Source organism: Photorhabdus hindustanensis, assembly GCF_002968995.1.
In the GTDB taxonomy this organism is placed as follows: domain Bacteria; phylum Pseudomonadota; class Gammaproteobacteria; order Enterobacterales; family Enterobacteriaceae; genus Photorhabdus; species Photorhabdus akhurstii.
The window spans coordinates 55,110-77,163 of sequence record NZ_PUWT01000039.1; the positions used below are offsets into that span (position 1 = coordinate 55,110).

Annotated in this window: 20 protein-coding genes, 1 tRNA gene, 2 pseudogenes and 1 CRISPR repeat array; of the genes and pseudogenes, 14 read left to right on the forward strand and 9 right to left on the reverse strand. The window is 40.7% G+C overall.

Annotated elements, in window-relative coordinates:
• Positions 1-3 precede the first annotated feature (3 nt).
• From C6H66_RS14985 to rmf, 5 genes are all read left to right on the forward strand, one after another.
• The gene (locus C6H66_RS14985; protein WP_105395997.1) at positions 4-1,917 is read left to right on the forward strand and encodes an ABC transporter ATP-binding protein; all 1,914 of its coding nucleotides are present in this window, start codon (positions 4-6) and stop codon (positions 1,915-1,917) included.
• A gap of 85 nt (positions 1,918-2,002) precedes the next feature.
• Positions 2,003-3,250, forward strand: a complete 1,248-nt coding sequence (gene pqiA, locus C6H66_RS14990) for a membrane integrity-associated transporter subunit PqiA (protein WP_040152866.1) — start codon at positions 2,003-2,005, stop codon at positions 3,248-3,250.
• A 20-nt stretch (positions 3,251-3,270) separates the two neighbouring features.
• On the forward strand, positions 3,271-4,920 hold the full coding sequence (pqiB, locus tag C6H66_RS14995; protein WP_040152868.1) for an intermembrane transport protein PqiB: 1,650 nt from the start codon (positions 3,271-3,273) through the stop codon (positions 4,918-4,920).
• Positions 4,917-5,489 carry a membrane integrity-associated transporter subunit PqiC gene (pqiC, locus tag C6H66_RS15000; protein ID WP_105395998.1) on the forward strand — a complete coding sequence of 191 codons (573 nt, stop codon included), beginning with the start codon at positions 4,917-4,919 and terminating at the stop codon, positions 5,487-5,489. The genes pqiB and pqiC overlap by 4 nt, the downstream gene beginning before the upstream one ends.
• 242 nt (positions 5,490-5,731) lie before the next feature.
• The gene (gene rmf, locus C6H66_RS15005) at positions 5,732-5,899 is read left to right on the forward strand and encodes a ribosome modulation factor (RefSeq protein ID WP_011146047.1); all 168 of its coding nucleotides are present in this window, start codon (positions 5,732-5,734) and stop codon (positions 5,897-5,899) included.
• Between the two features lie 1,125 nt (positions 5,900-7,024).
• Here rmf and fabA read toward each other — a convergent pair.
• Together fabA and C6H66_RS15020 are read right to left on the reverse strand one after the other, a co-directional pair.
• The gene (fabA, locus tag C6H66_RS15015; RefSeq protein ID WP_046396455.1) at positions 7,025-7,543 is read right to left on the reverse strand and encodes a bifunctional 3-hydroxydecanoyl-ACP dehydratase/trans-2-decenoyl-ACP isomerase; all 519 of its coding nucleotides are present in this window, start codon (positions 7,541-7,543) and stop codon (positions 7,025-7,027) included.
• 84 nt (positions 7,544-7,627) lie between these two features.
• Positions 7,628-9,358 carry an AAA family ATPase gene (locus C6H66_RS15020; RefSeq protein WP_046396477.1) on the reverse strand — a complete coding sequence of 577 codons (1,731 nt, stop codon included), beginning with the start codon at positions 9,356-9,358 and terminating at the stop codon, positions 7,628-7,630.
• A gap of 206 nt (positions 9,359-9,564) precedes the next feature.
• On the opposite strand from C6H66_RS15020, the gene matP reads away from it, so the two are divergent.
• Positions 9,565-10,020: a macrodomain Ter protein MatP gene (gene matP, locus C6H66_RS15025; protein WP_036778855.1), complete on the forward strand. Its 456-nt coding sequence runs from the start codon at positions 9,565-9,567 to the stop codon at positions 10,018-10,020.
• Between the two features lie 127 nt (positions 10,021-10,147).
• Here the strand turns inward: matP and ompA are convergent, their stop codons facing one another.
• Positions 10,148-11,248, reverse strand: a complete 1,101-nt coding sequence (gene ompA / locus C6H66_RS15030) for a porin OmpA (protein WP_105395999.1) — start codon at positions 11,246-11,248, stop codon at positions 10,148-10,150.
• 562 nt (positions 11,249-11,810) lie between these two features.
• Entirely contained in the window at positions 11,811-12,374 is a 564-nt protein-coding gene (gene sulA, locus C6H66_RS15035) for an SOS-induced cell division inhibitor SulA (RefSeq protein WP_105396000.1), read from the reverse strand.
• A gap of 247 nt (positions 12,375-12,621) precedes the next feature.
• Between sulA and C6H66_RS15040 the strand changes: the two genes are divergently transcribed.
• On the forward strand, positions 12,622-13,224 hold the full coding sequence (locus tag C6H66_RS15040) for a TfoX/Sxy family DNA transformation protein (RefSeq protein ID WP_046396452.1): 603 nt from the start codon (positions 12,622-12,624) through the stop codon (positions 13,222-13,224).
• Between the two features lie 59 nt (positions 13,225-13,283).
• On the opposite strand, the pseudogene C6H66_RS15045 reads toward C6H66_RS15040, so the two are convergent.
• Positions 13,284-13,971, reverse strand: a pseudogene (locus tag C6H66_RS15045) (YccS family putative transporter); the annotation flags it as partial.
• A gap of 214 nt (positions 13,972-14,185) precedes the next feature.
• On the opposite strand from C6H66_RS15045, the gene helD reads away from it, so the two are divergent.
• Positions 14,186-16,240 carry a DNA helicase IV gene (helD, locus tag C6H66_RS15050; protein ID WP_105396001.1) on the forward strand — a complete coding sequence of 685 codons (2,055 nt, stop codon included), beginning with the start codon at positions 14,186-14,188 and terminating at the stop codon, positions 16,238-16,240.
• Between the two features lie 124 nt (positions 16,241-16,364).
• On the opposite strand, the gene C6H66_RS15055 is transcribed toward helD, so the two are convergent.
• Positions 16,365-16,823, reverse strand: a complete 459-nt coding sequence (locus C6H66_RS15055; RefSeq protein ID WP_036778843.1) for a methylglyoxal synthase — start codon at positions 16,821-16,823, stop codon at positions 16,365-16,367.
• Between the two features lie 123 nt (positions 16,824-16,946).
• On the opposite strand from C6H66_RS15055, the pseudogene C6H66_RS15060 reads away from it, so the two are divergent.
• Positions 16,947-17,361, forward strand: a pseudogene (locus C6H66_RS15060) (CoA-binding protein).
• Positions 17,362-17,782: 421 nt separating this feature from the next.
• A CRISPR array of direct repeats spans positions 17,783-18,351; the repeat unit is 29 nt; unit sequence AGTGCACTGCCGTACAGGCAGCTTAGAAA.
• 38 nt (positions 18,352-18,389) lie between these two features.
• Here the strand turns inward: C6H66_RS15060 and hspQ are convergent.
• On the reverse strand, positions 18,390-18,710 hold the full coding sequence (gene hspQ / locus C6H66_RS15065; protein ID WP_036807155.1) for a heat shock protein HspQ: 321 nt from the start codon (positions 18,708-18,710) through the stop codon (positions 18,390-18,392).
• A 220-nt stretch (positions 18,711-18,930) separates the two neighbouring features.
• Between hspQ and yccX the strand changes: the two genes are divergently transcribed.
• Positions 18,931-19,209 carry an acylphosphatase gene (gene yccX, locus C6H66_RS15070; protein ID WP_105396002.1) on the forward strand — a complete coding sequence of 93 codons (279 nt, stop codon included), beginning with the start codon at positions 18,931-18,933 and terminating at the stop codon, positions 19,207-19,209.
• Positions 19,210-19,222: 13 nt separating this feature from the next.
• Here the strand turns inward: yccX and tusE are convergent, their stop codons facing one another.
• Positions 19,223-19,552: a sulfurtransferase TusE gene (gene tusE / locus C6H66_RS15075; protein WP_036807764.1), complete on the reverse strand. Its 330-nt coding sequence runs from the start codon at positions 19,550-19,552 to the stop codon at positions 19,223-19,225.
• Between the two features lie 184 nt (positions 19,553-19,736).
• Between tusE and C6H66_RS15080 the strand changes: the two genes are divergently transcribed.
• The 4 genes from C6H66_RS15080 (at position 19,737) to C6H66_RS26015 (ending at position 21,798) form a co-directional block, all read left to right on the forward strand.
• A tRNA-Ser gene (locus C6H66_RS15080) sits at positions 19,737-19,824 on the forward strand.
• A 64-nt stretch (positions 19,825-19,888) separates the two neighbouring features.
• Entirely contained in the window at positions 19,889-20,233 is a 345-nt protein-coding gene (locus tag C6H66_RS15085; protein ID WP_146111053.1) for a hypothetical protein, read from the forward strand.
• 220 nt (positions 20,234-20,453) lie between these two features.
• Complete coding sequence (locus C6H66_RS15090; protein WP_105396004.1) at positions 20,454-21,350, forward strand: phage tail protein; 897 nt, start codon at positions 20,454-20,456, stop codon at positions 21,348-21,350.
• Positions 21,351-21,636: 286 nt separating this feature from the next.
• Positions 21,637-21,798, forward strand: a complete 162-nt coding sequence (locus tag C6H66_RS26015; protein WP_181150216.1) for a hypothetical protein — start codon at positions 21,637-21,639, stop codon at positions 21,796-21,798.
• A 4-nt stretch (positions 21,799-21,802) separates the two neighbouring features.
• Here C6H66_RS26015 and C6H66_RS15095 read toward each other — a convergent pair.
• On the reverse strand, positions 21,803-22,054 hold a 252-nt coding region (locus tag C6H66_RS15095; RefSeq protein ID WP_181150217.1), incomplete at its 5' end, for a transposase.

A 22,054-nucleotide genomic window follows, 5' to 3' on the forward strand; every position in this document is an offset into this window, starting at 1 on the left:
ACTATGTCGTTGATCAATTTATCTGGTGCGTGGTTGTCGTTCAGTGATGCGCCATTACTTGATAATGCAGAATTGCATATAGAAGAAAATGAAAGAGTTTGTCTGGTTGGTCGTAACGGTGCTGGAAAGTCGACTTTGTTACGGGTATTAGCAAAAGAGCAGCCGTTGGATGATGGTCAGGTTATTTACGAACAGGATCTGGTTGTTTCCCGTTTACAACAGGACCCTCCCCGTGATGTGGAGGGGACGGTTTTTGATTTTGTTGCCGAAGGTGTTCAGGAGCAGGCCGAATATATTAAATCTTTTCATCAGGTTTCCCGTTTGGTGGAGCAAGAACCGAATCAGAAAAACCTCAACCGCTTGGCGGAATTGCAGGAGGTGCTGGATATTCGTGGGCTATGGTCACTGGACAGCCGTATTAATGACGTATTGAAACAGCTCTCTTTACCTGCGGAGGCAAAGCTCTCTTCACTTTCAGGTGGTTGGTTGCGTAAGGCGGCATTAGGGAGGGCGTTGGTCAGTTCACCAAAAGTCTTACTGCTTGATGAACCCACTAACCACCTGGATATTGATACGATTGAATGGCTAGAAAACTTCCTGAAAGATTTTCAGGGTAGTCTTGTTTTCATTTCCCATGACCGTTCATTTATTCGCAATATGGCAACCCGCATTGTCGATTTAGATCGCGGTAAGTTAGTGTCGTGGCCGGGTAATTACGATAAATTTCTTGAAGGCAAAGAAGAAGCATTGCGTGTGGAAGAGATGCAAAATGCTGAATTTGATCGTAAGTTGGCTCAGGAAGAAGTATGGATTCGTCAGGGGATTAAAGCGCGTCGTACTCGTAATGAAGGACGTGTCAGAGCATTGAAAGCATTACGTGTTGAACGTTCCCAACGCCGTGAAGTAATGGGAACCGCTAAAATACAGATGGAAGAAGCGAGCCGTTCCGGCAAAATTGTCTTTGAGCTGGAAAATGTTAACTATCAAATTGGTGAAAAGAAACTGGTCAATAATTTCAGTGCGCAAATTCAGCGTGGGGATAAAATTGCACTGGTGGGACCAAATGGTTGTGGCAAAACAACTTTATTGAAACTAATGTTAGGTGAGCTGCAATCTGATAGTGGCCGAGTTCATTGTGGTACTAAACTAGAAATTGCTTATTTTGACCAGCATCGGATAGCGCTTGATCCGGAAAGAACCGTAATGGATAACCTGGCAGAAGGTAAACAGGAAGTGATGGTGAATGGTCGTCCTCGTCATGTTCTGGGTTATTTGCAGGACTTTCTGTTTCATCCAAAACGGGCAATGACACCGGTTAAAGCGCTTTCTGGTGGTGAAAGGAACCGGTTGTTACTGGCGCGTCTGTTTCTGAAACCCAGTAATTTGTTGGTGCTTGATGAGCCAACCAACGATCTGGATGTGGAAACATTAGAGTTGCTGGAAGAGCTGGTAGACAATTATACAGGTACTGTATTGCTGGTGAGTCATGATCGTCAATTTGTTGATAACTCCGTGACCGAATGTTGGATTTTTGAAGGTAATGGTGTGATCAATAATTATGTTGGTGGTTATTACGATGCTCAGCAACAGCGCGAACAGGTTGTATCGTTGCGCCAGCAAAATGGGAAAAAACTGCAAACGGAAGTTAAAGTAGAAAAGATTAAGGAACCGCCAAAAAATTCTCGTAACAAAATGAGCCACCATTTATTACGAGAGTTAGAGCGATTACCATCATTGCTGGAGAAATTGGAAGAAGAGCTTGATCAGTTACAGTTTCAAGTGAGTGATCCTGACTTTTTTAGTCAGCCTCATGTAGTAACCCAAAAAATACTGACTGAGTTGTCTGACAAAGAGCGAGCATTAGAAGCTGCTTTTGATCGTTGGCATGAATTGGAAACATTGAAAAATAACCAATAGTTAACATAATTAGCAGAATCATACCGCGGAATTTTTCCGAGTATGATTCTGTGGATATTCCCAATTTCCTTACAGGAGAAAAACCTTGTGTTCCAGTAGCCATCATCATGAAATGGTATTGTGCCCTCAATGTGATTTGCTGGTGACATTGCCAGAAGAGGTTCAGGGAACGAAGGCGGTTTGTCCTCGTTGTAAGACGGCATTAGTCACATGGTGGAAAGAACCTAAACATCAGCCAACAGGTTATGCAGTCAGTGCATTATTTATGCTGTTAATGGCTTGCTTGTTTCCGTTTGTTAGCATGAGTGTGGCGGGAATTGGCAGTGAAATTACCTTATCTCAAATCCCTCAGGTGATGTTTAATGAGAATTACGTCAGTGTGGGAACATTCTTTTTACTCTGTGTTCAATTGGTGCCTGCGTTTTGTATGGTAGCGATTATTCTCTTATGCCAGGGTGTTGTTATTTCTCAGAAGATAAAAATCTGGTTGGCCAGGGTTTTATTTCAGATGAAAAGCTGGTGTATGGTTGAAATCTTTCTGGCAGGGGTATTAGTCAGCTTTGTTAAATTGATGGCTTATGGTGATATTGGGTTAGGTTTAAGTTTTTTGCCATATTGCCTGTTCTGCCTTCTCCAGGTGAGAGCATTTCAATGTTTGGATCGCCACTGGTTATGGAATCAGATAGCGCTTGCACCTAAGGTGAATATACCGTTACAGGCAGGAAAAGCGGGATTAGTGCAGGGGGTTCGATTATGTCAGTGCTGTACAGCTATTTTACCGGCAGACCAGTTAGTCTGTTCACGTTGTCATACTCGTGGACATGCCCGCCGTCGTAACAGTCTGCAATGGACAATGGCGCTGATAGTGACGGCTTTAATGCTTTATATTCCTGCTAATGTCATGCCGATGATGGTGACTGAATCATTAGGTAATCAGAGTGATTCCACTATTATGGCTGGAGTGATACTACTGTGGAGCGTAGGTTCATATCCGGTGGCTTTAGTCATTTTTATTGCCAGTATTATGGTGCCATCACTGAAAATGCTGGCAATTGGTTGGTTATGTTGGGATGCCAAAGGTCACGGTGAACGAGATTCCGCCCGAATGCATTTTATTTATGAAGTTGTTGAATTTGTTGGCCGTTGGTCAATGATTGATGTATTTGTTATCGCAATATTGTCATCATTGGTACGTATGGGGAAATTAATGAGTGTCTACCCCGCAATGGGGGCAGTTATTTTTGCTTCAGTTGTGATCCTGACCATGTTTGCGGCAATAACATTTGATCCGCGCTTAATTTGGGATAGAACCAACGTTAAACATTCGTTATAAGGCAATGAAGGAGTGTCAAGGTGACGGATAAAGTCGAAGACCAGAGTCAGGCTAAAATCGATAAAATTAAAAGTTGGTCGCCAGTCTGGATTGTACCGATTGTCACTGTGCTTATTGGTGCCTGGATACTGTTTTACCATTTCAGCCACCAAGGGCCGGAAGTAACGTTGATTACTTCTAACGCGGAAGGCATTGAAGCCGGAAAAACTAAAATTAAAAGCCGTAGTGTGGATGTCGGCGTGGTTGAGAAGGTCATGCTGAGTGATAATCTTAGTCAAGTTATTATTAAGGCCCGGCTGAATGATGGCATGGAAAATCTATTACGTAGTGATAGTGCTTTTTGGGTCGTGAAACCACAGATCGGTCGTGATGGAATATCTGGCCTTGGTACTCTTCTGTCCGGGGCTTTTATTGAACTTCAGCCGGGAACGAATGGTGATGAAGAAGATAAATTTAATTTGTTGGACTCACCCCCATTGGCCTCGCCTGATGCAAAAGGTATCCGTGTCATCCTAATCAGTGATAAAGCCGGTCAGCTTAATCCGGGCGATCCGGTGCTGTTTCGTGGTTATCGGGTTGGTTCTGTTGAAACCAACGAATTTGAACCGAAATCGCATCTGATGAGATATCAGCTATTTATTAATGCGCCTTATGATGGTTTGCTGACAACCAATGTCCGTTTTTGGAAAGAGAGTGGTATTACCCTTGATATGTCTTCTCAAGGGGTGCGTGTTGAAATGGCTTCTTTATCAACGCTGTTTGGTGGTGGTGTCAGCTTTGATGTACCTAAGGGTTGGGAATTGGGTGAGCCAATTAAAGAAAAAGCCACTTACAAACTTTTTGATAACCAAAGAAGCATTCAAGATTCTTTATATACCGAACATAAAGATTATCTGTTGCTCTTCTCTGATTCTGTTCGAGGATTACAACCGGGCGCACCGGTGGAGTTCCGTGGTATCCGAATGGGAACTGTGGCGAAGGTACCGTTCTATTCCGAGGGAATGAGACAGCGGCTGGATAACGATTTTCGTATTCCAGTACTTATCTCCATTGAGCCGGAGCGATTTGAGAAGGAGTTGGGGGAAGGGTTTGATGTTGAGAAAGAGCTGAATAGCATAACCAAACGCGGTCTGCGAGCCTCTCTCAAATCAGGTAATTTGTTAACGGGGGCACTGTTTATTGATTTGGATTTTTATCCGAATGAAAAAGGGTGGATTGGCCCGTATGAAATTGCAGGCTATCCGCTATTGCCAACAATCAGTGGTGGCCTTGCTCAAATTCAACATAAGGTTATTGCAGCGTTAGACAAAATTAATAATATGCCGGTTGAGCCAATGTTTAATCAGGCTATTCGCACTTTGGAAGAGAGTCAGAAAGCTATCAGAAAAGCACAGCAGACTCTTGATGAATTGAATAAAGTGTTGGCAAATCCTGAAACCAAAGATCTGCCAAAAGATATACAGAAAACATTGCAGGAGTTTAACCGCAGTATGCAAGGTTTCCAGCCTGGCTCACCGGCTTATAACAAGATGTTGGATAATATGCAGCGATTAGATCAAGTGTTGAGTGAACTGCGGCCTGTGCTGAGAACGCTGAATAACAAGAGCAATGCGTTAGTTTTTGAGGCTAAGCCAATTGAAGATCCAGAACCGAAAAAGGCTAAAAAATGATGAGAAGAGTGGCATTAATTTTAGTGATTTTTATTTCTGCTTGTAGCCGTCAGCCAGAAAGAACTTATTATCAATTGCCGGTAGTCACAATAGCATCACAAAAGAGTGCTATTGTGCAGCATGATCGCCAATTATGGGTACAACGAGTCATGTTGTCCGATTATCTGTCATCCTCCGGCGTGGTATATCAAAGTAGTGATGTTAGTTATATCAGTGCGGCGAATCACTTGTGGGCAAGTCCACTTGAACAGCAGTTACAGCAAGTGTTGGTAGCGGAATTAACCGTAGCGCTGCCACAGCGTTTAGTGTCTGCCCAACCATTGGTTAATAAACCAGATACTTTGGATGTAACAGTAACCAGTTTTCATGGTCGTTATGATGGTAAGGTGATTTTGCAAGGTTACTGGACATTAACTTGTCAGGGGCGTGAGTTAAGTGTCATTAAACAGCCCTTTAATATAGAGCTAAAACAGGAAGAGGATGGTTATGATGATTTAGTTCGTACATTGGCAAAAGGATGGAGTCAATTGGCGCAAGCTATTGCTAATCAATTCACTTCCCAATTGTAACCCTCTGCCATTCTCCGGGTGTAAGACCTTTACGTTCGGAGAAAATTGGTATATCAGCGGGGTAAAAATTTCTCTTTATTATTAATACCTTATTGATTTTCTCTGTATTAATATAACAAATATTACATTAATATGAATTTCTTGACTTGATTTTCAAAATTTATAGGGGTATTTCTAAATTGTGGTTGGATGAATGATGACCACTGTTTTCTTTTGATCTAGCTTGTGAGGTAAATAAGAGCATGAAGAGACAGAAACGAGATCGTTTAGCACGTGCGTTATCGAGAGGGTACCATGCAGGTATTTTGGGGCGCCCAAGGGAGCATTGTCCCTATTATTCATTAGATGCCCGTTCTCATTGGTTAGGAGGATGGCGTCAGGCTATGGAAGACAGGGCGATGATGGCTTAGTCTGCCAAACTGATGTATAGGTTAGGTAAGAAAAAACCTCCATTTTTTAATCAACGTGTATATATCCCAAATTTAATCTGACAGTGACTGATTGCTTATTACAGATATCTGTCAGATTGAATCCTGTTGGTAAATTTATTTAACCTATTCTAATAAAACATCATATGATGGATATGATGATGCACTGAGTGTAGTAAATAGGGTACGTATAGCAATTAATGTGAATAATGTGCTGGTTTCCTATTTCTTTGTATTGTTCTTTTTGGGATTCCGTTTGCGAAATTTGATGAGATAGAATTCATGGCCGCCAGCTCATACATCCTATTTAACCTCCAATATGGCTGATATTGCGGCCATTCAGTAATTTATCTACTAACGAGAGGGATAATTGCAGTAAGCAGGGTTTGATAAACATTTATGACGTATTTGAACCCTATAGAGAGGGCTATATTGCACATCTTCCCCGACTGCTATGGCTACATTTTCATGACTTGAATAGGCTGTTTGAAGCAATGATAAAAGTATCGACCCGGCACTATAAGTACATACCCACCGAAATCCTCGGGCGCGAGTAGGAGTGACTATTTTTCCATAGCAATCTCCATTACTGTTAGATGCTTCTATCATTTCGATGGTGCCTTCGATCTTATTTATTGCTGTGGCAGTTGGTGTAATAGTTAATGCTACGATTATGAGCAGTATTTTTCTGATGTTCATATAAATTACCCTTGGTTGTGTTTGTTACTAATAATAAATTTTATTGATGTTTTTGCCTGTTACTAATATGCTTTTTGAGCTTATTTGATATATCAGGTCAATTTGATCATAGCACAATTTGTCAATTGCATACTAATTAGCCAGCAATAAACTAGATGCTTATATTGCAGGTTATTGAGATGTGGTTTTGTGCTATTCCTAGCCGAGGTAGGTTAGAGCTAGATTTTGAATCTCATATTCTAAGATATAACCGGAATTGCCTTTGAAGAGCAAAAACAACACCAAGTATTTTTCAAGCAAATATTTTTTTCAAATAATGTGCTGTTTGCTTGGTGGTGTGCTTTTAGCGAAAAAGGTGAAAAGCAATTAGCCAGTCACCTTCCTTTTCGATATGTTACTGATTATTGATTAGAAAGCGCTGGTATCTTTAAACAAGCCCACTTTCAAATCCGTTGCCGTATAGATGACTTTACCATCGACTAACACTTCACCGTCAGCCAGCCCCATAATCAATTTACGGTTAATAACGCGTTTAAAGTTGATACGGTAAGTGACTTTTTTCGCTGTTGGTAATACCTGGCCGGTGAACTTAACTTCGCCAACGCCAAGGGCACGGCCTTTGCCTTCGCCACCTAACCAGCCAAGGAAGAATCCAACCAATTGCCACATGGCATCAAGGCCAAGGCAGCCGGGCATTACCGGGTCATTAATAAAATGGCAGTCGAAAAACCATAAATCAGGGGTAATATCCAGCTCGGCTTCTATGTAACCTTTATCGTAGGTACCACCGTTTTCTGTCATTTCAATGATGCGATCCATCATTAGCATATTACCAGATGGTAATGGAGGCCCATTTTCTCCAAATAACTCACTCCGCCCAGATGCGATGAGATCTTCTTTTGTGTAGGATTTACGTTTATCAACCATAATTATCAGATAGCCTTATATTTAATGTAGGGTAAATAATAGAGTACACTTGTACGCTGAACAACTCCGATCAGACATTCTGAATTAACCTAACCAGCGAAGAGGCCACGGGAATTTAGGCCGTTCCTGATTATTCGCCTGTGTTATACGTTCTTGTATCATAGCTAACAAGTGTGTTTCTTGTTGATCATAATAAGGGATACCTGTTAATAAAGGCAGCGCTTCAGAAACATGTTTTATTGACCATAAATGGAATTTTTGCGCTTTTACCGCATCTACAACAGCTTGGTTAAGACATAAATGACGGATGTTCGCCGCTGGTAGGATCACCCCCTGTTGACCAGTTAGCCCTCTGTGATGGCATACTTCAAAGAAACCTTCGATTTTTTCGTTAATACCACCGATGGGTTGAACGTAACCAAATTGATCTACTGCACCTGTGACGGCCAGTTGTTGATCAATCGGTTGTAGGGAAAGAGCACTAATCAGCGCGCATAATTCAGCAAGAGAAGCGCTGTCGCCGTCAACTTCACTATAAGATTGTTCAAATGCAATAGATGCGGAGAAAGGCTGCGGTTGATCCAACTTTAGCTCGGAAATCAAAAATGCTTGCATAATCATCATGCCTTTCGCATGGATATTGCCACCTAACTCGACTTTGCGTTCAACATCAATAAATTCCCCATCTCCTATATGAGCCACGCAAGTGATGCGGGATGGTTCTCCTACTGAATCAGGGTGGCCGGGGTACTCCAGCACAGATAATCCATTAATTTGGCCAATGACCATCCCTTGGGTGCGGATAAGAATCTGGCCTTGATGAATTTCCTCTAAACCACGTTCTGGCAGATAGCTGTGACGCCAGCGGCGATTTTCCTCTGCTTGTTTAATGGATTGAGCTGTAATTTGATTTTCTTGCTGATAGAGCGCGGTGGTAGTGAGTTGCCGTTGTAGCCAAAGAATATCCAAAGGCAGGCGGTATTGATCTTCTGTATGACGAGTTGCTTGTTGGACAAGTTCAGGCCAGGCATTATGATTCAATGGAGGCAATTGCCATTGTTGAATAAGCCCATTGATATAATTGCACCATAGGCTTAAATCTTGCTCATTATGAAATGGCATATCCAGATCAAATTCACCATACAGAGCGCTTTTTGCTAATTCAGGTTCTGTTGCCTGAAACTCTTCAAGGTTTAGACGATCTCCAACCAGAATCAGACGTAGCTTTAATGGCATCGAGGGGATAGGCAATGGTAACGGTTTGTTGCTATCCGGAGACAACCATTCAAAGCGTTGCTGAATAATCATCTGTTTCAGGCGAACCCACATTAATGGCTGAGAAAGTAGGGTACGTAATGGCAGAATAAGTACACCGCCATTTACCTGATGAATCAGACCGGGTTGTAAGTGAATTTCTCCGTTGTGAGAGTGGAAGCAGCCAAATAATTGCTCTGCTTCTATCCATTCACGATAGGCCACGCGTAACTCAGGTGTGAAATGGCCTTCTGTTGATGGTTGCCAGCTAATTTTTTGTTGCTGGATGTGATAATTTCCACCAATTTGGGGAAGTTCTTTCGTGAGTAATGGATGGATAGACTCAGCTAATGCTGACAAATAAGTATCACATTCTTCAGCTTTCAATAGCATAAAAGGCTGGCGGGAATCCATCCGGCAAAAAAGCTGTAAACCACTATGTAGCCGTGATTGAACGGCTTCCATACTGGCAGGTGCCTGTTGGGAAGCAGAATGAAAGAGCGCATCATAAGGCGCGCAATTCGGCAGTAATGCCTGCCAGTCTAGTTTGTTAGTGGTCAAAATGATCGCTATATATTGTAAAGTAGGAAAGTGCCGATTATACAAGATTAAGATATAAACCAACATGCTTGAATGTTTGCTATCGTAGACACTTTATGTAAAACATAATTTGATCAAAAAGCAGAGATTAATCAATTTGGCTATAAGCAATTTACTAAAATAGTTGTTATGCTTATTTTTAGTTACGCTGTCACTGAGAAAGTAAGATGAAATATCAACAACTGGAAAATTTGGAATGTGGCTGGAAATGGGCTTATCTGATGAAAAAACATCAAGAAGGCGAGCTAATTACTAAATATATTGAAAACAGTGCAGCTCATGCAGCAGTTGATAAACTCATTGAACTTGAGAGTGAGCCGGTAAGGGTACTGAAATGGATTGAGCAACATATGAATCCTGATTTATCCAACCGAATGAAACAAACTATCCGCGCTCGGCGTAAACGGCATTTTAATGCGGAACATCAGCATACTCGTAAGAAATCCATCGATTTAGATTTTCCCGTGTGGCATCGCTTATCTGCGCTTTCTCAGCGACGGGGTAATACGCTGTCAGAAACTATCATCCAGTTAATTGAAGATGCTGAACGGAAAGAAAAATATGCCAATCAGATGTCTAGCTTGAAACACGATTTGGAAGCTATTTTGGGTAAGAAAGAGTAATTTCAGTTGTTATAGATTGATATCGCAACAAGCTCCTTAAAGTAGATTCACCGTAAGTAAAAGAAAACCCCATTTGGCAATGAGGTTTTCTGCGCTTTTGATGATTAATTATAACCAAGAAAGACTATTATTGAGCGGATTTTGCTTGAGTAACAACTTCTTTAATGCCCTGAATTTCGATCTCTACGCGACGATCTGGCGCCAGGCAGTTGATTAGGTTAGGTTTACCAACCTTATCACAGGTAGAACCGGTGACTGGATTTGCTTTACCGTGGCCTTCTGCGCTGATGCTGCCGGTAGGGATACCTTTAGATACCAGATAGTCAACTACGCTTTGAGCGCGTTTTTGAGACAGTTTCTGATTGTACACGTCTTTACCGATACGGTCGGTGTAGCCTAAAACCAGTACCTTGCCTTGATTTGGGTCGATGTTTGCTAGCTCAGTATAGAGTTGATCCAAAGTATGTTTACCTTCGGTTTTCAGCTCAGAACTTGCAAATTCGAACAGCACGTCAGAACGCAGGGTAAAACGCTTATTTTCAACAACGGGTGCTGGAGCTGGTGTTGGAGCAACAACCGGAGCTGGAGCGACAACTGGGGCTGCTGCTTCATCTTGGCCGAAACGGTAAGAAACACCTACGCTCAACAGACCGTTATCAGGACGTGCGCCTACTGAGCCTGCGTCACCGATATTGTTAACCCACTGGTAGTCCAGACGAGTAGCCCAGTCTTTAGTTATCGCATACTCAACACCAATAGCCGCCAATGGAGAAACACCGGTGTCATGATTTTTCAGATGAGTATTGGTTGCGCCGTAATTTGCTTTGGAATCTGCCCGCCAAACCATACCGCCTAAGCGAGTATAGATATCCAAGTCATCCATAATTGGATAGCTTAGTTTGGTTGCCAATTGGAAACCGTGGGCTTTGAAGGCACCATTATTGACGCTGCCTTTGTAAGACATACGCCCTAACCAGTCATAACCTATTTCAAAACCCAGGTATGGATTGGCTTGATAACCTAAGAAAGCACCCGCACCCAATTGGTTTTTATGAGTAGGGCCATTACCGATTGCACTGGTATAACCGTTGCCGTAGAAGTTTACGTCATGGTATTGGGACCAACCCAACTTACCACCGGTATACCAAGTGTTGTCTTTTGGAGCTGCTTGCGTTGCAGTTGTGAAAGCGGCCACTGCCACTGCTATCGCGATAGCTGTCTTTTTCATTTTAACGCCTCGTTATTATCATCACCCAATAGGCAATTGGCTTTGGAAGCCTTTTTGCTTACTGCCTATCCCATTAGGCTTTCATTTGCCATTCTTTGTAATAAAAGCGAGCACTGAATTGTGCTCAAATTCTCCGGTACCATTATTGTGTGTACACTTTGAATTTTGCGTGTTTCTATGTTCACTATTCATCCATAAGAATGGCTTGCACTAATTTTAGCATCTTTTAATATCTACTAAGATAGGCTGTCGAGCCATATTGATTAAAAACTCAGTTAGAGGAATGCTGCACTTTTTCATAAAACCGATAGACTAAACAATACAAGGGTACTAAGTGCAGTAACCTTTAATGGTGTAAAGTCTACAACGAAGTTAAAAAGTTACAAGTGCCCCTTGATTAATAGAGTAAAAAATTTAAAAGGTAATGTATAATTTTTTTAAAAAATTTACTATTCTTTACAACTAATCTTGCCTTAATTAATTGATTTTAATTGTGATTGGTGATTTTCGGTCTGGATTGGTTATTTTGTGTTATAAATATTGCGATAATTCCTAGTTTTGGTCAATGATAGTAAATGGAATGGATTTTTAGTAAATCTGCTCGCGATTCAGCACAGTTGGTTTCTTTATTTACATCTTGTGGGCGTATAATAAAGCCCAGTGCATTACCTTTTTGTGCCGCAGCCTGTAATTTTACGGTGTCTTTTTCTGATAACTTTGGTAACCAGCCAAGTACCACGCTGTAATTACCACTCGCCAATGCTCTTTCCATTGCTTCTACCGTTGTAATGGAGCTGATGCGATTTAATTGGACAATCTTATCTAAAGGTAATCCAGAGTTAATTAACCATTGACGGCTTAGTTTCTTATGTGGACTAACCCATAGCAACCAGCGAGCCTCATTTCCTGATTGGCGTAACAAAGGTAGCAATATACGATTAATGATAGCTTGGTTATCGCTATATTGGTTATCACTATAGATCAATTCACTCACTATACCTTCTTTACCCTCTTTCACTACCCCCTCTCTTTTGGCTGAATTATCTTGTGTAGGCGAAGAGAGTGATAGCTGCTTTTTGGTTGACTGATGTTTAGAAGGGTAAACCCAGGATGATTGAATGCCCATAATGAACCTCGCCACGATTAACTGTATTAATATACAGTATCTTCATATCAGGCTAAGATCAAGTCTATTTTTTCAAAGAGCTTCGCAAATATTGACTGTAAATGGCTGTAAACTCATTTAACCATTGGCAGAGAAAATTGAATTGCGTATGTTTTTAATTACTTGTTCCTGTTATTTATTTTACTAATAACTGGGACAAATCTATGGATAAGAGATTTATTTGTACAAAACTCATGGAGTGATCTGTATGTTTTTGTCTGAGGTGCGTTTTACTCAACTCAAAAATGGTTTTTCGTCGTTTGGAACATTGACAAGGAAGCCACAGTTTGGCGGTTACAGCCTGTTATCTGATGGGATTATGTTCGCTATTATTGCTGATGGAGAATTATATTTACGAGGAAATGGACATGCTGAAGTATTATTTAAAGCCAGAGGAATGAAAAACTATATTTACTCGAAAAAGGGAGTGCCTGTAACTTTGCGTTATTACCAAGTGGTTGAATCACTTTGGCGGGATCAAGAGTTGTTATCTCAATATGCGTATTTGGCTTATCACTACTCATTTATTGAAATGGCGGGTAAAAAGAAAATGCCGGAGCGCTTGAAGGATTTGCCTAATCTTGGAATGTCTTTAGAACGCCAGTTATGGAAAGTTGGAATATGTAAAGTTGAAGATTTACGGTTGCTAGGTGCGAAAGCCAGTTATTTAAAACTGCATCAATATAAAAGAAAATCTAATATTAATTTATTGCTTGCTTTGGCTGGTGCAATTGAAGGGTGTCATTCAGCCGTTTTACCGGTACAGATCCGTAATGATTTATTACGCTGGCACAAGGAACTGGCTTGTTAGATCTTTATCGAGAATAGCTAATGAAAGGGGCAGTCAACTGCCCCAGTATATCAATCTGGTTATAATTGATTAATTTTTTTAATGATACTAACAATTTCCGGTGACAATTCTATTAATAAACCGGTTTGTTGCAATACCAGTTGCTCTTTACTATTTCTTTCTGCCGGAGCTTGCTCAATTCTATCATCATCTATTAATGCCGGTTTTAATGCTGTATCGACATAACAAACAGCATCATTAAAAATGTCTAGAATGACTTTAATTATCCAATTTATCTCGGTGTGCTTCCAGCGCGGAGATGTAACTTAGCATGGTGTGATTTAGGCACAATAACCGGAATGCTTTTTCTTGAACAGTCTGGTCACTTTTCGGTTCAGCAGACATGTTTGAAATAACGGATGCCAGTTCAGCGTCACTATTATGGGCATCACGGTGGGCAATTCGATAGCTCAATCCATTATCTTTTCCCTGATAATATTGAACTAAAATGGCATCAAGGTAGCGACAATTGGTGTTCATCGTGCGATTTATCACTTGTGATAACTGGCGGAATTTCCAGTCTTGCCAGATGAAATTTACCGCTAACAAGTTGAAGCATAATAGTACCAGTAATGTGATAAACAGAGTTGCATGTGCATACTGGGTATTGCGGAAGGTGAAGAATAATACGCCAGAAATAACAATTTGCCCACGTAGGCCAGCGTCAATCCGTCGTAAAGACGGTTGCGGCCTGAGAAGTGGGAAGCCTCGCCGTTTTTTACGGCGGGGAGCAGTCACGATACGGTTATAATAGAGAAAATGACTGTTATAAAGAAAACGGTGCGGACCGGAAAACAGTTAGCACAAAATACCCCTGAGGTAATAATAACGGTCATAAGTAACATTATGATAAAAGGTTTATTAGTGATAAAAAACGCTTATCAGACATAATTCAACTATTTTTTAGGTATGGCGCTCAATAATGGAACTTAAAGCAACACAAATTGGCCAACGTCTTGCTCAGCATCCTTATAATCGGGTGCGTTTGCTGAATGCGGGTATTGAAGTCAGTGGTGAAAAGCATCAATACCTTATCCCATTTAACCAGTTAATTAATATTCAGTGTAAACGAGGTATTGTCTGGGGGGAGTTAGAGTTTGAACTGCCCAATAGACAAGCAGTTCGTCTTCATGGCACTGAATGGCAGCAAACTCAGCGTTTTTACCATTATCTGCTTGGTGAATGGCAGAAATGGAGCCAGGAAATGAGTGATATTAGTGCTAATGTGCTGGCAACTCAGGTTAGTGAAATCAACAGAATTGACCAACAGAATCGCTGGTTTAAAAAAACGGATTTATTCCAGTTGCAACAGCGGATTCAGGCAGCGTTTCAGGCTTTACCATTGCCGTTACAACGTCTGGAACAATTTGATAATTGCAGGGAAGGGTATCAAACATGTTTGAGCTGGCTTGAGAATGGCGAGAAGCTTGTTGAAAAGATGAATCTGCAATGGACAGAACGTATGTTGGAGCAACATCGTGACTTTTTTCAGCGGGTAGAAACATCTCCGTTAAATCTTTCTCAGAGTTTGTCTGTTGTTAACGGTGAAAATTCAATTCTGGTTCTTGCTGGCGCAGGGAGTGGAAAAACATCGGTGTTAGTTGCGAGAGCGGGTTGGTTATTACTTCGCCAACAGGTGATTCCCGAACAGATATTATTGTTAGCGTTTGATAATCAGGCTGTAAGTGAGATGAATGAACGGATTCATATCCGTCTTGGTGTGAATGATATTAAAGTAAAAACGTTTCATGATCTGGCGTTGCATATCATTCAGCAAGGAAGTAATAAAGTATCCAAAATCAGCGAGCTGGAAACTGACGGGCAAAAAAGAAGAGATTTTTTGATTAAACACTGGCAACAACAATGCAGTGAAAAGAAAGCGCAAGCCAAAGGTTGGCGAGAATGTCTGACGGAAGAGTTGAAATGGGAAGTGCCGGAAGGTGAATTTTGGCACGATGAACAACTTGCTAACCGTTTGTCAGACCGGCTTGAGCGTTGGTTGGATTTGATGCGTATACATGGTGGTAGCCAGAAGGCGATGATAGAGCAAGCTCAGGAAGAGTATCTGGATCGGTTTCAAAAATGTATTCGCCTGATGGGGCCTTTATTAAAAGCGTGGAAATCTGAATTAAAAACAGAAGGTGCTGTTGATTACTCAGGGTTAATCCATCAGGCGGTGAATATTCTGGATAAAGGGCGGTTTATCAGCCCGTGGAAGCATATTCTGGTGGATGAGTTTCAGGATATTTCACCATTAGGGGCCAAATTGCTCGCTGCATTGCGAGCACAAAACAGCCAAAGCTGTCTGTTTGCCGCTGGGGATGATTGGCAATCAATATATCGTTTCAGTGGTGCGGAATCGATGTTGACTACCGTATTTGCTGATCATTTTGGTAAAGATGCTGAATGTGTATTGGATATCTCTTATCGGTTTAATGATAGGATTGGTGAGGTTGCTAACGCGTTTGTGCAACAAAACCCAAATCAATTAAGGAAATCACTAAATAGTTTGATCAAGGGTAATAAAAAATCAATTGTCATCCTGCCAGAAGATCAGCTTGAATCTTTATTGAATAAAATGAGTGGCTATGTCACTGAGCAGGAAACGATTTTATTACTAGCACGTTATCACTATTTGAAACCTGAATTACTGAAAAAAGCAGCAACTCGCTGGCCTAAACTGAAAATAGAGTTTATGACTGTCCATGCATCCAAAGGGCGACAAGCGGATTATGTCATTATTCTTGGCTTGCATCAGGGGCAAGATAGTTTTCCTGCACCGGCAAGGGAATCTGTGATGGAGCGGGTTTTATTGCCGCCGCCGGAAGATTTTCCAGATGCGGAAGAGCGTCGCCTTTTGTATGTTGCATTAACACGGGCGAAGAAGCAGGTGTGGTTGATGCAGGATAAGAAGAATCCATCGGTGTTTGTGTGCCAATTAGAGCGACTAAATGTGCCTGTTCAACGTAAACCTTGAGGTTTTGCTTTGGCTGAAATATTCAGGGCTATCATGGGATACCTTTGCTGGAAATCTCACTCTTGTTTTTTCCTAGTATCTGACTTGGAGAAAACGTGTAGTTGTAGGTATATGTTGCAAAGACTTATTTCAGACGTTCATTTAAATAATTTTGATAATCAGGCACTTGAATACTTACTGATTCAGAAAACAGAGGAGAACTAACAATAAAATCCGCAGACGCCAGATTGGTTGCTACGGGGATATTCCATACTGTAGCAAGGCGTAGCAGTGCTTTTACATCAGGATCATGAGGTACGGAATTAAGAGGGTCCCAGAAAAATATCAACACATCAATTTTCCCTTCTGAGATTAGAGAACCAATTTGTTGATCTCCACCCATTGGGCCACTAAGCATATTGGTAACGGGTAATCCGGTTTCGTTCTGAATCAGATTACCGGTTGTGCCGGTAGCGTATAAATGGTGTTTCTTGAGTAAATTCTTATGTTTTTTGGACCAAGTTAATAGTGAAATTTTACAGTGGTCATGTGCAATAAGCGCTATATTTTTAGCGGTTGCCATTGTGCGAGTTGTCAATTCCACGAGAATGCCTTTTAGTAATCGTTATTGTGTTTTCGAACGTAGTTAGTCCAATTGATAACAATGTTTATCATATACATTGTAATAAATAAACAAAGTAAAACATCGAATTTTGAGGAGGAGTAAATGAGTGACCAGCAAATTGCAGACATACTAAAACGAGCAAAAACTATCGCTCTGGTAGGTGCGAGTGAAAAAAACTACTCGTCCAAGTTATAAAGTTATGGCTTATTTACTGGAACAAGGCTATCAGGTGATCCCTGTCAGCCCGAAGCTTGCCGGACAAACATTGCTTGGGCAACGAGTGTATGCACAACTGGCAGATATTCCACAACCTGTTGATATAGTTGATGTATTTCGTAATGCGGAAGCTGCATATGACATTGCGCAAGAAGCTATAGATATCAAAGCAAAAGTGCTCTGGTTGCAACTTGGTGTTATTAACGAACAAGCAAAAGTGTTGGCAGAAGAAGCTGGTCTGGAAGTTGTTATGGATCGCTGCCCGAAAATTGAAATTCCGAGATTGGGACTCGAAAAATAATATTTTTCAGTTTGTAGTTACTTAGTTTCTAATCAATGGACGAAGGGAGCCTGGCACCAATATCTAATACAAACTTAAGGCGTTGGATGAGGAATGGTGCCCGGGTTCCAAGTGTTCAAATAATGTTTAAGTTGAATATTGAGTTTACTGTTCTAGACATCTTATAAAATCTATTTTTACAGTTATTACAATATTTTAAGGCAATTTTGGTTGTTCTTATGGTTGCTAAGTTTTGCCAGAATCTACACTTTTATTGCTATAAGATAGGTGTTTTTGCTGTACCCCAGTTTTAACCCTTTTTTATCATTAAAAAATAACCTATTGATTTAAAAGAAAAATTAAGTATCGCCTAAAAAAAGGGTTTTTTCATTTTTTATCATTATATTCTTTAACAGTCAGCAACTTAAGGTTAATATGTAACAGTGCACTGCCGTACAGGCAGCTTAGAAAAATTAGCTACGGCAATAGCGATTCTATCTTTAGTGCACTGCCGTACAGGCAGCTTAGAAATCAAACAACGAGCTATGTTGAGCTAGACTTAAGTGCACTGCCGTACAGGCAGCTTAGAAAGTTATCATGCTGCGCTGATGGTCTACGGAGAAGTGCACTGCCGTACAGGCAGCTTAGAAATTAGTTTGGCTTGTTTTCTCATGGCTTTTGCAGTGCACTGCCGTACAGGCAGCTTAGAAATGTCAACTCAATCTGTGTGAAAAATACGCTATGTGCACTGCCGTACAGGCAGCTTAGAAATCGATAGCTGGCATGGAACATTAACCGGTTTTGTGCACTGCCGTACAGGCAACTTAGAAATTAAGTTGATAGAGTGAAAGAAGGCAAGGTAAGTGCACTGCCGTACAGGCAGCTTAGAAACGCCGCTTGTGGCGGGATTCATCATATCAGCGGTGCACTGCCGTACAGGCAGCTTAGAAATTTGCGACCTTTGATTACTTTTGCCATGTTTCGTGCACTGCCGTACAGGCAGCTTAAAACACGATAACTGCCTTAGGTTGTTAGATATAAATGGGAGATTAATTGCGCAGTCTTGGGGCCAGTAGTTGATTGCGGATGGATTCTGCTAGCTCATCTAGAGAAGGTTGCTCTGGATGTTCATCAGATGTTTCATAAGCTAATTGTGCTTCAGCCAAATAAGTATGTACAGGTTGACCGTTGTCATCTTCCATCACAACGTGATACCAGGGAGCGGAACGCAAGGTAGCATTAGATGCAATGTCATCCTCTTGGGGTTGTTCCAGAGAGTATTCCACATCAATATCCACGATGACTCCTAAATAACCAAGAAGCTTGTGACGTACTTGTTGGCCGATACCGAATTTGCTGGCGATAATCATAGTCACCTCCAAAGAAGATCTTACATTGACATTGATATAAGGGCAGTAAGGTGAATTACAAGAGCATACCCGGTGGTTGAAGTCTTTTTTTGCTTTAATTGCGAGTGTGACTTCATCTATTTCAGGTTAGCTGTAGTAAATATAAAACACAACCAACAGTCGTGTGCTTAACTATATATGTGAGCGATACCGTAAGGTAATTGGGTTGATAGGGGTAAATATGATTAAATCTGGGATAACAATTTATGTTTATGGCCGGGTTCAGGGAGTTGGGTTTCGCTATCAAACTTTTCGTTGGGCGAAATTTAATAAGCTGACAGGTTATGTCTGTAATTTGCATGACGGCAGTGTCAAAATCGTAGCTTATGGTGACAGTGAACAACTAAATAAATTAACCCATTGGTTGGAGCAGGGTGGTCCACCGGGAGCACGAATAGATAACCTTTCCTTTCACACCTGCGCAGTGGAGGATGTTGCAGATTTTAGCGTCCGCCACTGAGCTAGATTATTGATTAGATACATTTTACCGGTTTCGGCAGCCCGGCAATTTTAGTTGCCTGCTTTGCCGGTCCTTTGGGAAACAAGCGGTAAAGATAGCGACTGTTGCCTTTTTCTTCGCCATACTTTTGTGCAATTGCTTTTACTAACATACGGACAGCCGGGGATGTATTAAACTCCTTATAAAATTCCCGGATAAAAAGAATGACTTCCCAATGCTGTTCAGTCAAAGTGATTTCTTCCTGTTCGGCGAGGAGTAAAGCTATTGCTTCCTGCCAGTCACTACTGTTTTTCAGATAACCTTGCGCATCGGTTTCGATTTCTTGACCTTCGAATACCAACATAATCATTAATAACCATCAAAGAAAAGTAGCGGTAATTTAGCAAAAATCACTTCCGTACCCAAGGATGGGATGCACATATGCGGATAAAATAAGCCAACGACCATGAAAAAGAGTAAATTTACGGCAATCGAACAGAAGGAGACTTTACATCTTTCTCGGTGCTGTTTATAGTGCACGCCATTGCGGAGGGGTGGCCGAGCGGCTTAAGGCAGCGGTCTTGAAAACCGCCGATGGGAAACCATCCGAGAGTTCGAATCTCTCCTCCTCCGCCACTTCTTTCTAACCTTATGTTTCCAAATAGTTTTCCTAAGATCTACACCTTACTGTTACACATGAGTGTACCACATCGTTCTAACGGTGCCGGAGAATTGTAAATCTGAAATAGTTCAATCTCTTAAAACAACCAGCAGGGCGGAAGAGCTGATACGTCTTCGCCAACTTGATGTGAATTTAGATCTAAAGTTTGCAGAAACACGACTTGTGTTAAGCAATGGTATTTCTGTTCCGGTTGAAATCTCAAATGCTGAAACTCTCTCTCCAAAATCATTATCATCTTTGTCATCAAAACTTGTTCCTACCCTTTCTGTTGATCTGCAACCGCAGCCATTGTTGCTAGTGACAGTGCAGAATCTTTACGATATTTGGGTTCAGAAGCAGGAGCGTCCCGATAACTGTCAATAATATTGACAGTTATCGGAGAGGAGATAATAGTAACTTCTTGATATTGAATTGCTTATTGTAATCAATTATACAAAATTAGTTAACCTTATAAGGAATAAGAACAACACTTTATTATTTTTCTAAACTAGACTTTGATTGGCATGAGTTGCAAAGTGATTGTTTTTATATTGATTTAAATATATTGATTGTGAAATAGTATTATTTAATTTAAGGAAGGTATATGAACCAAAAAAATGATTTTAAAGCATTTTCTATTAGTGATGATGCTAATGTAGTGAGTCAAGAAAAATATGAAGAAAGTCAGAATTTACAGACGGGGTTTCCACCAGAGAATGTTTCTACTCATGTGTTAAATAAGGTATTACGCCAATCCTCAATAATATCATCTGTTGTGGCTGATTTTATTGCGGAACGATCTGGCGCTGAGGTTTTGGATAATGGGGATATAGCCAAGCTTACTGCACAATTAAATCAAGCATTAGAACAAAAAATTGCAACAGACATTCCCAACGCTTCATTAACACAAAAAGGTGTTGTTCAGCTTACAAATGTGATTGGTAATAGTGATACATTGGGAGTCACACAAAAGCTTGCTCAGGAAATAGTAAATTCATTACGTGAATATACAGATAATCGAATTGAAACAATCAGTGAAGTTCCTGTTGGTTCTCCTATTCCTTGGCCATTGCCTCATCCACCTACTGGCTATTTTACTTGTAACGGTTCAGCTTTTGATAAATTACAGTACCCAAAGTTAGCAGAAGCTTATCCTGACGGTAAATTGCCCGATTTAAGAGGGGAATTTATTCGAGGTTGGGATGATAAACGAGGTGTTGATAGTGGCCGTAGAATTTTAACTTCTCAGGGGGATGCCATCAGAAATATTGAGGGTTCATTCGCCGGCATGATAGCGCCAAACTATCATTTGGCAACAAGAGGGGCTATTTATGCTAGTCAAGTTCTTGGAATAGCCTCAGATGGCACTTTCAAATCATTAAATGTCTCTGACACGGATACCCCATATGGCTTTGGATTCCTGGCGTCAAGGGTTGTTCCTGTAGCCTCAGAGAATCGTCCTCGCAATATCGCATTTAACTATATTGTAAAGGCTGCATAATGATAGGGCCATTTGGCCCTTATTATTCACAGTGATAGCAGCTTACTTTCCCATTATTCAATAATTCCTCTTCTTTATTTCAGATAGTCGTAATTTAATAATGATATTTTTATCATTGCAGTTATTTGGTGAGATATATTACAAACAGTTTTATCTGTAAAGTTAATATTTATTTCTGAGTGGTTAATTTTTTGAATTTATTAATAACGCAAAGGTGGTGTGGTAAATATAATTGGATGTAAAATATATTCATTAGCTTACTAATATAATATTTGGTGGCTTAATAATGACTTTATTCGGTAGCAGAAAAAAGGATAATCAAGAGAACTACGTAAACTGTCCATTTTGTGCTGAAAAAGTTAACCCAATGGCTATTAAATGTAAGCATTGCGGGTCTGAGATTAAAGAACAAATGGAACTAAAAAAAAGAGAAAATGGAGCTAAATAAGATTTCATAATAGTGCTACACTCATTTTTTGTCTTCCTGGTTTTTGCTGTGATGAAAACGATGCCAAAAAGGCATCAACATAATTAAGCAACTGCCACATAAATTGACAACGGTGATTTCGCGTTATTGTCTCATGGAGCGATTGCCATAACCGTTCTATTTTATTTAGCCACGGTGAATAGACCGGTAAAAACAACAGGGTAAATTTGGGATGTCGTGCCAGCCACTCCTTTACCTTCTGACTTTTATGAATACC

What these genes read in the sequence shown, in the direction of transcription:
- C6H66_RS14985 (WP_105395997.1), top strand. Translation starts at nt 4, where the DNA reads ATGTCGTTGATCAATTTATCTGGTGCGTGGTTGTCGTTCAGTGATGCG.
- pqiC (WP_105395998.1), top strand. Translation starts at nt 4,917, where the DNA reads ATGATGAGAAGAGTGGCATTAATTTTAGTGATTTTTATTTCTGCTTGT.
- fabA (WP_046396455.1), bottom strand. Translation starts at nt 7,543, where the DNA reads ATGGTTGATAAACGTAAATCCTACACAAAAGAAGATCTCATCGCATCT.
- C6H66_RS15040 (WP_046396452.1), top strand. Translation starts at nt 12,622, where the DNA reads ATGTTTTTGTCTGAGGTGCGTTTTACTCAACTCAAAAATGGTTTTTCG.
- helD (WP_105396001.1), top strand. Translation starts at nt 14,186, where the DNA reads ATGGAACTTAAAGCAACACAAATTGGCCAACGTCTTGCTCAGCATCCT.
- sulA (WP_105396000.1), bottom strand. Translation starts at nt 12,374, where the DNA reads ATGGGCATTCAATCATCCTGGGTTTACCCTTCTAAACATCAGTCAACC.
- hspQ (WP_036807155.1), bottom strand. Translation starts at nt 18,710, where the DNA reads ATGATTATCGCCAGCAAATTCGGTATCGGCCAACAAGTACGTCACAAG.
- tusE (WP_036807764.1), bottom strand. Translation starts at nt 19,552, where the DNA reads ATGTTGGTATTCGAAGGTCAAGAAATCGAAACCGATGCGCAAGGTTAT.
- matP (WP_036778855.1), top strand. Translation starts at nt 9,565, where the DNA reads ATGAAATATCAACAACTGGAAAATTTGGAATGTGGCTGGAAATGGGCT.
- ompA (WP_105395999.1), bottom strand. Translation starts at nt 11,248, where the DNA reads ATGAAAAAGACAGCTATCGCGATAGCAGTGGCAGTGGCCGCTTTCACA.
- C6H66_RS15090 (WP_105396004.1), top strand. Translation starts at nt 20,454, where the DNA reads ATGAACCAAAAAAATGATTTTAAAGCATTTTCTATTAGTGATGATGCT.
- rmf (WP_011146047.1), top strand. Translation starts at nt 5,732, where the DNA reads ATGAAGAGACAGAAACGAGATCGTTTAGCACGTGCGTTATCGAGAGGG.
- yccX (WP_105396002.1), top strand. Translation starts at nt 18,931, where the DNA reads ATGATTAAATCTGGGATAACAATTTATGTTTATGGCCGGGTTCAGGGA.
- C6H66_RS26015 (WP_181150216.1), top strand. Translation starts at nt 21,637, where the DNA reads ATGACTTTATTCGGTAGCAGAAAAAAGGATAATCAAGAGAACTACGTA.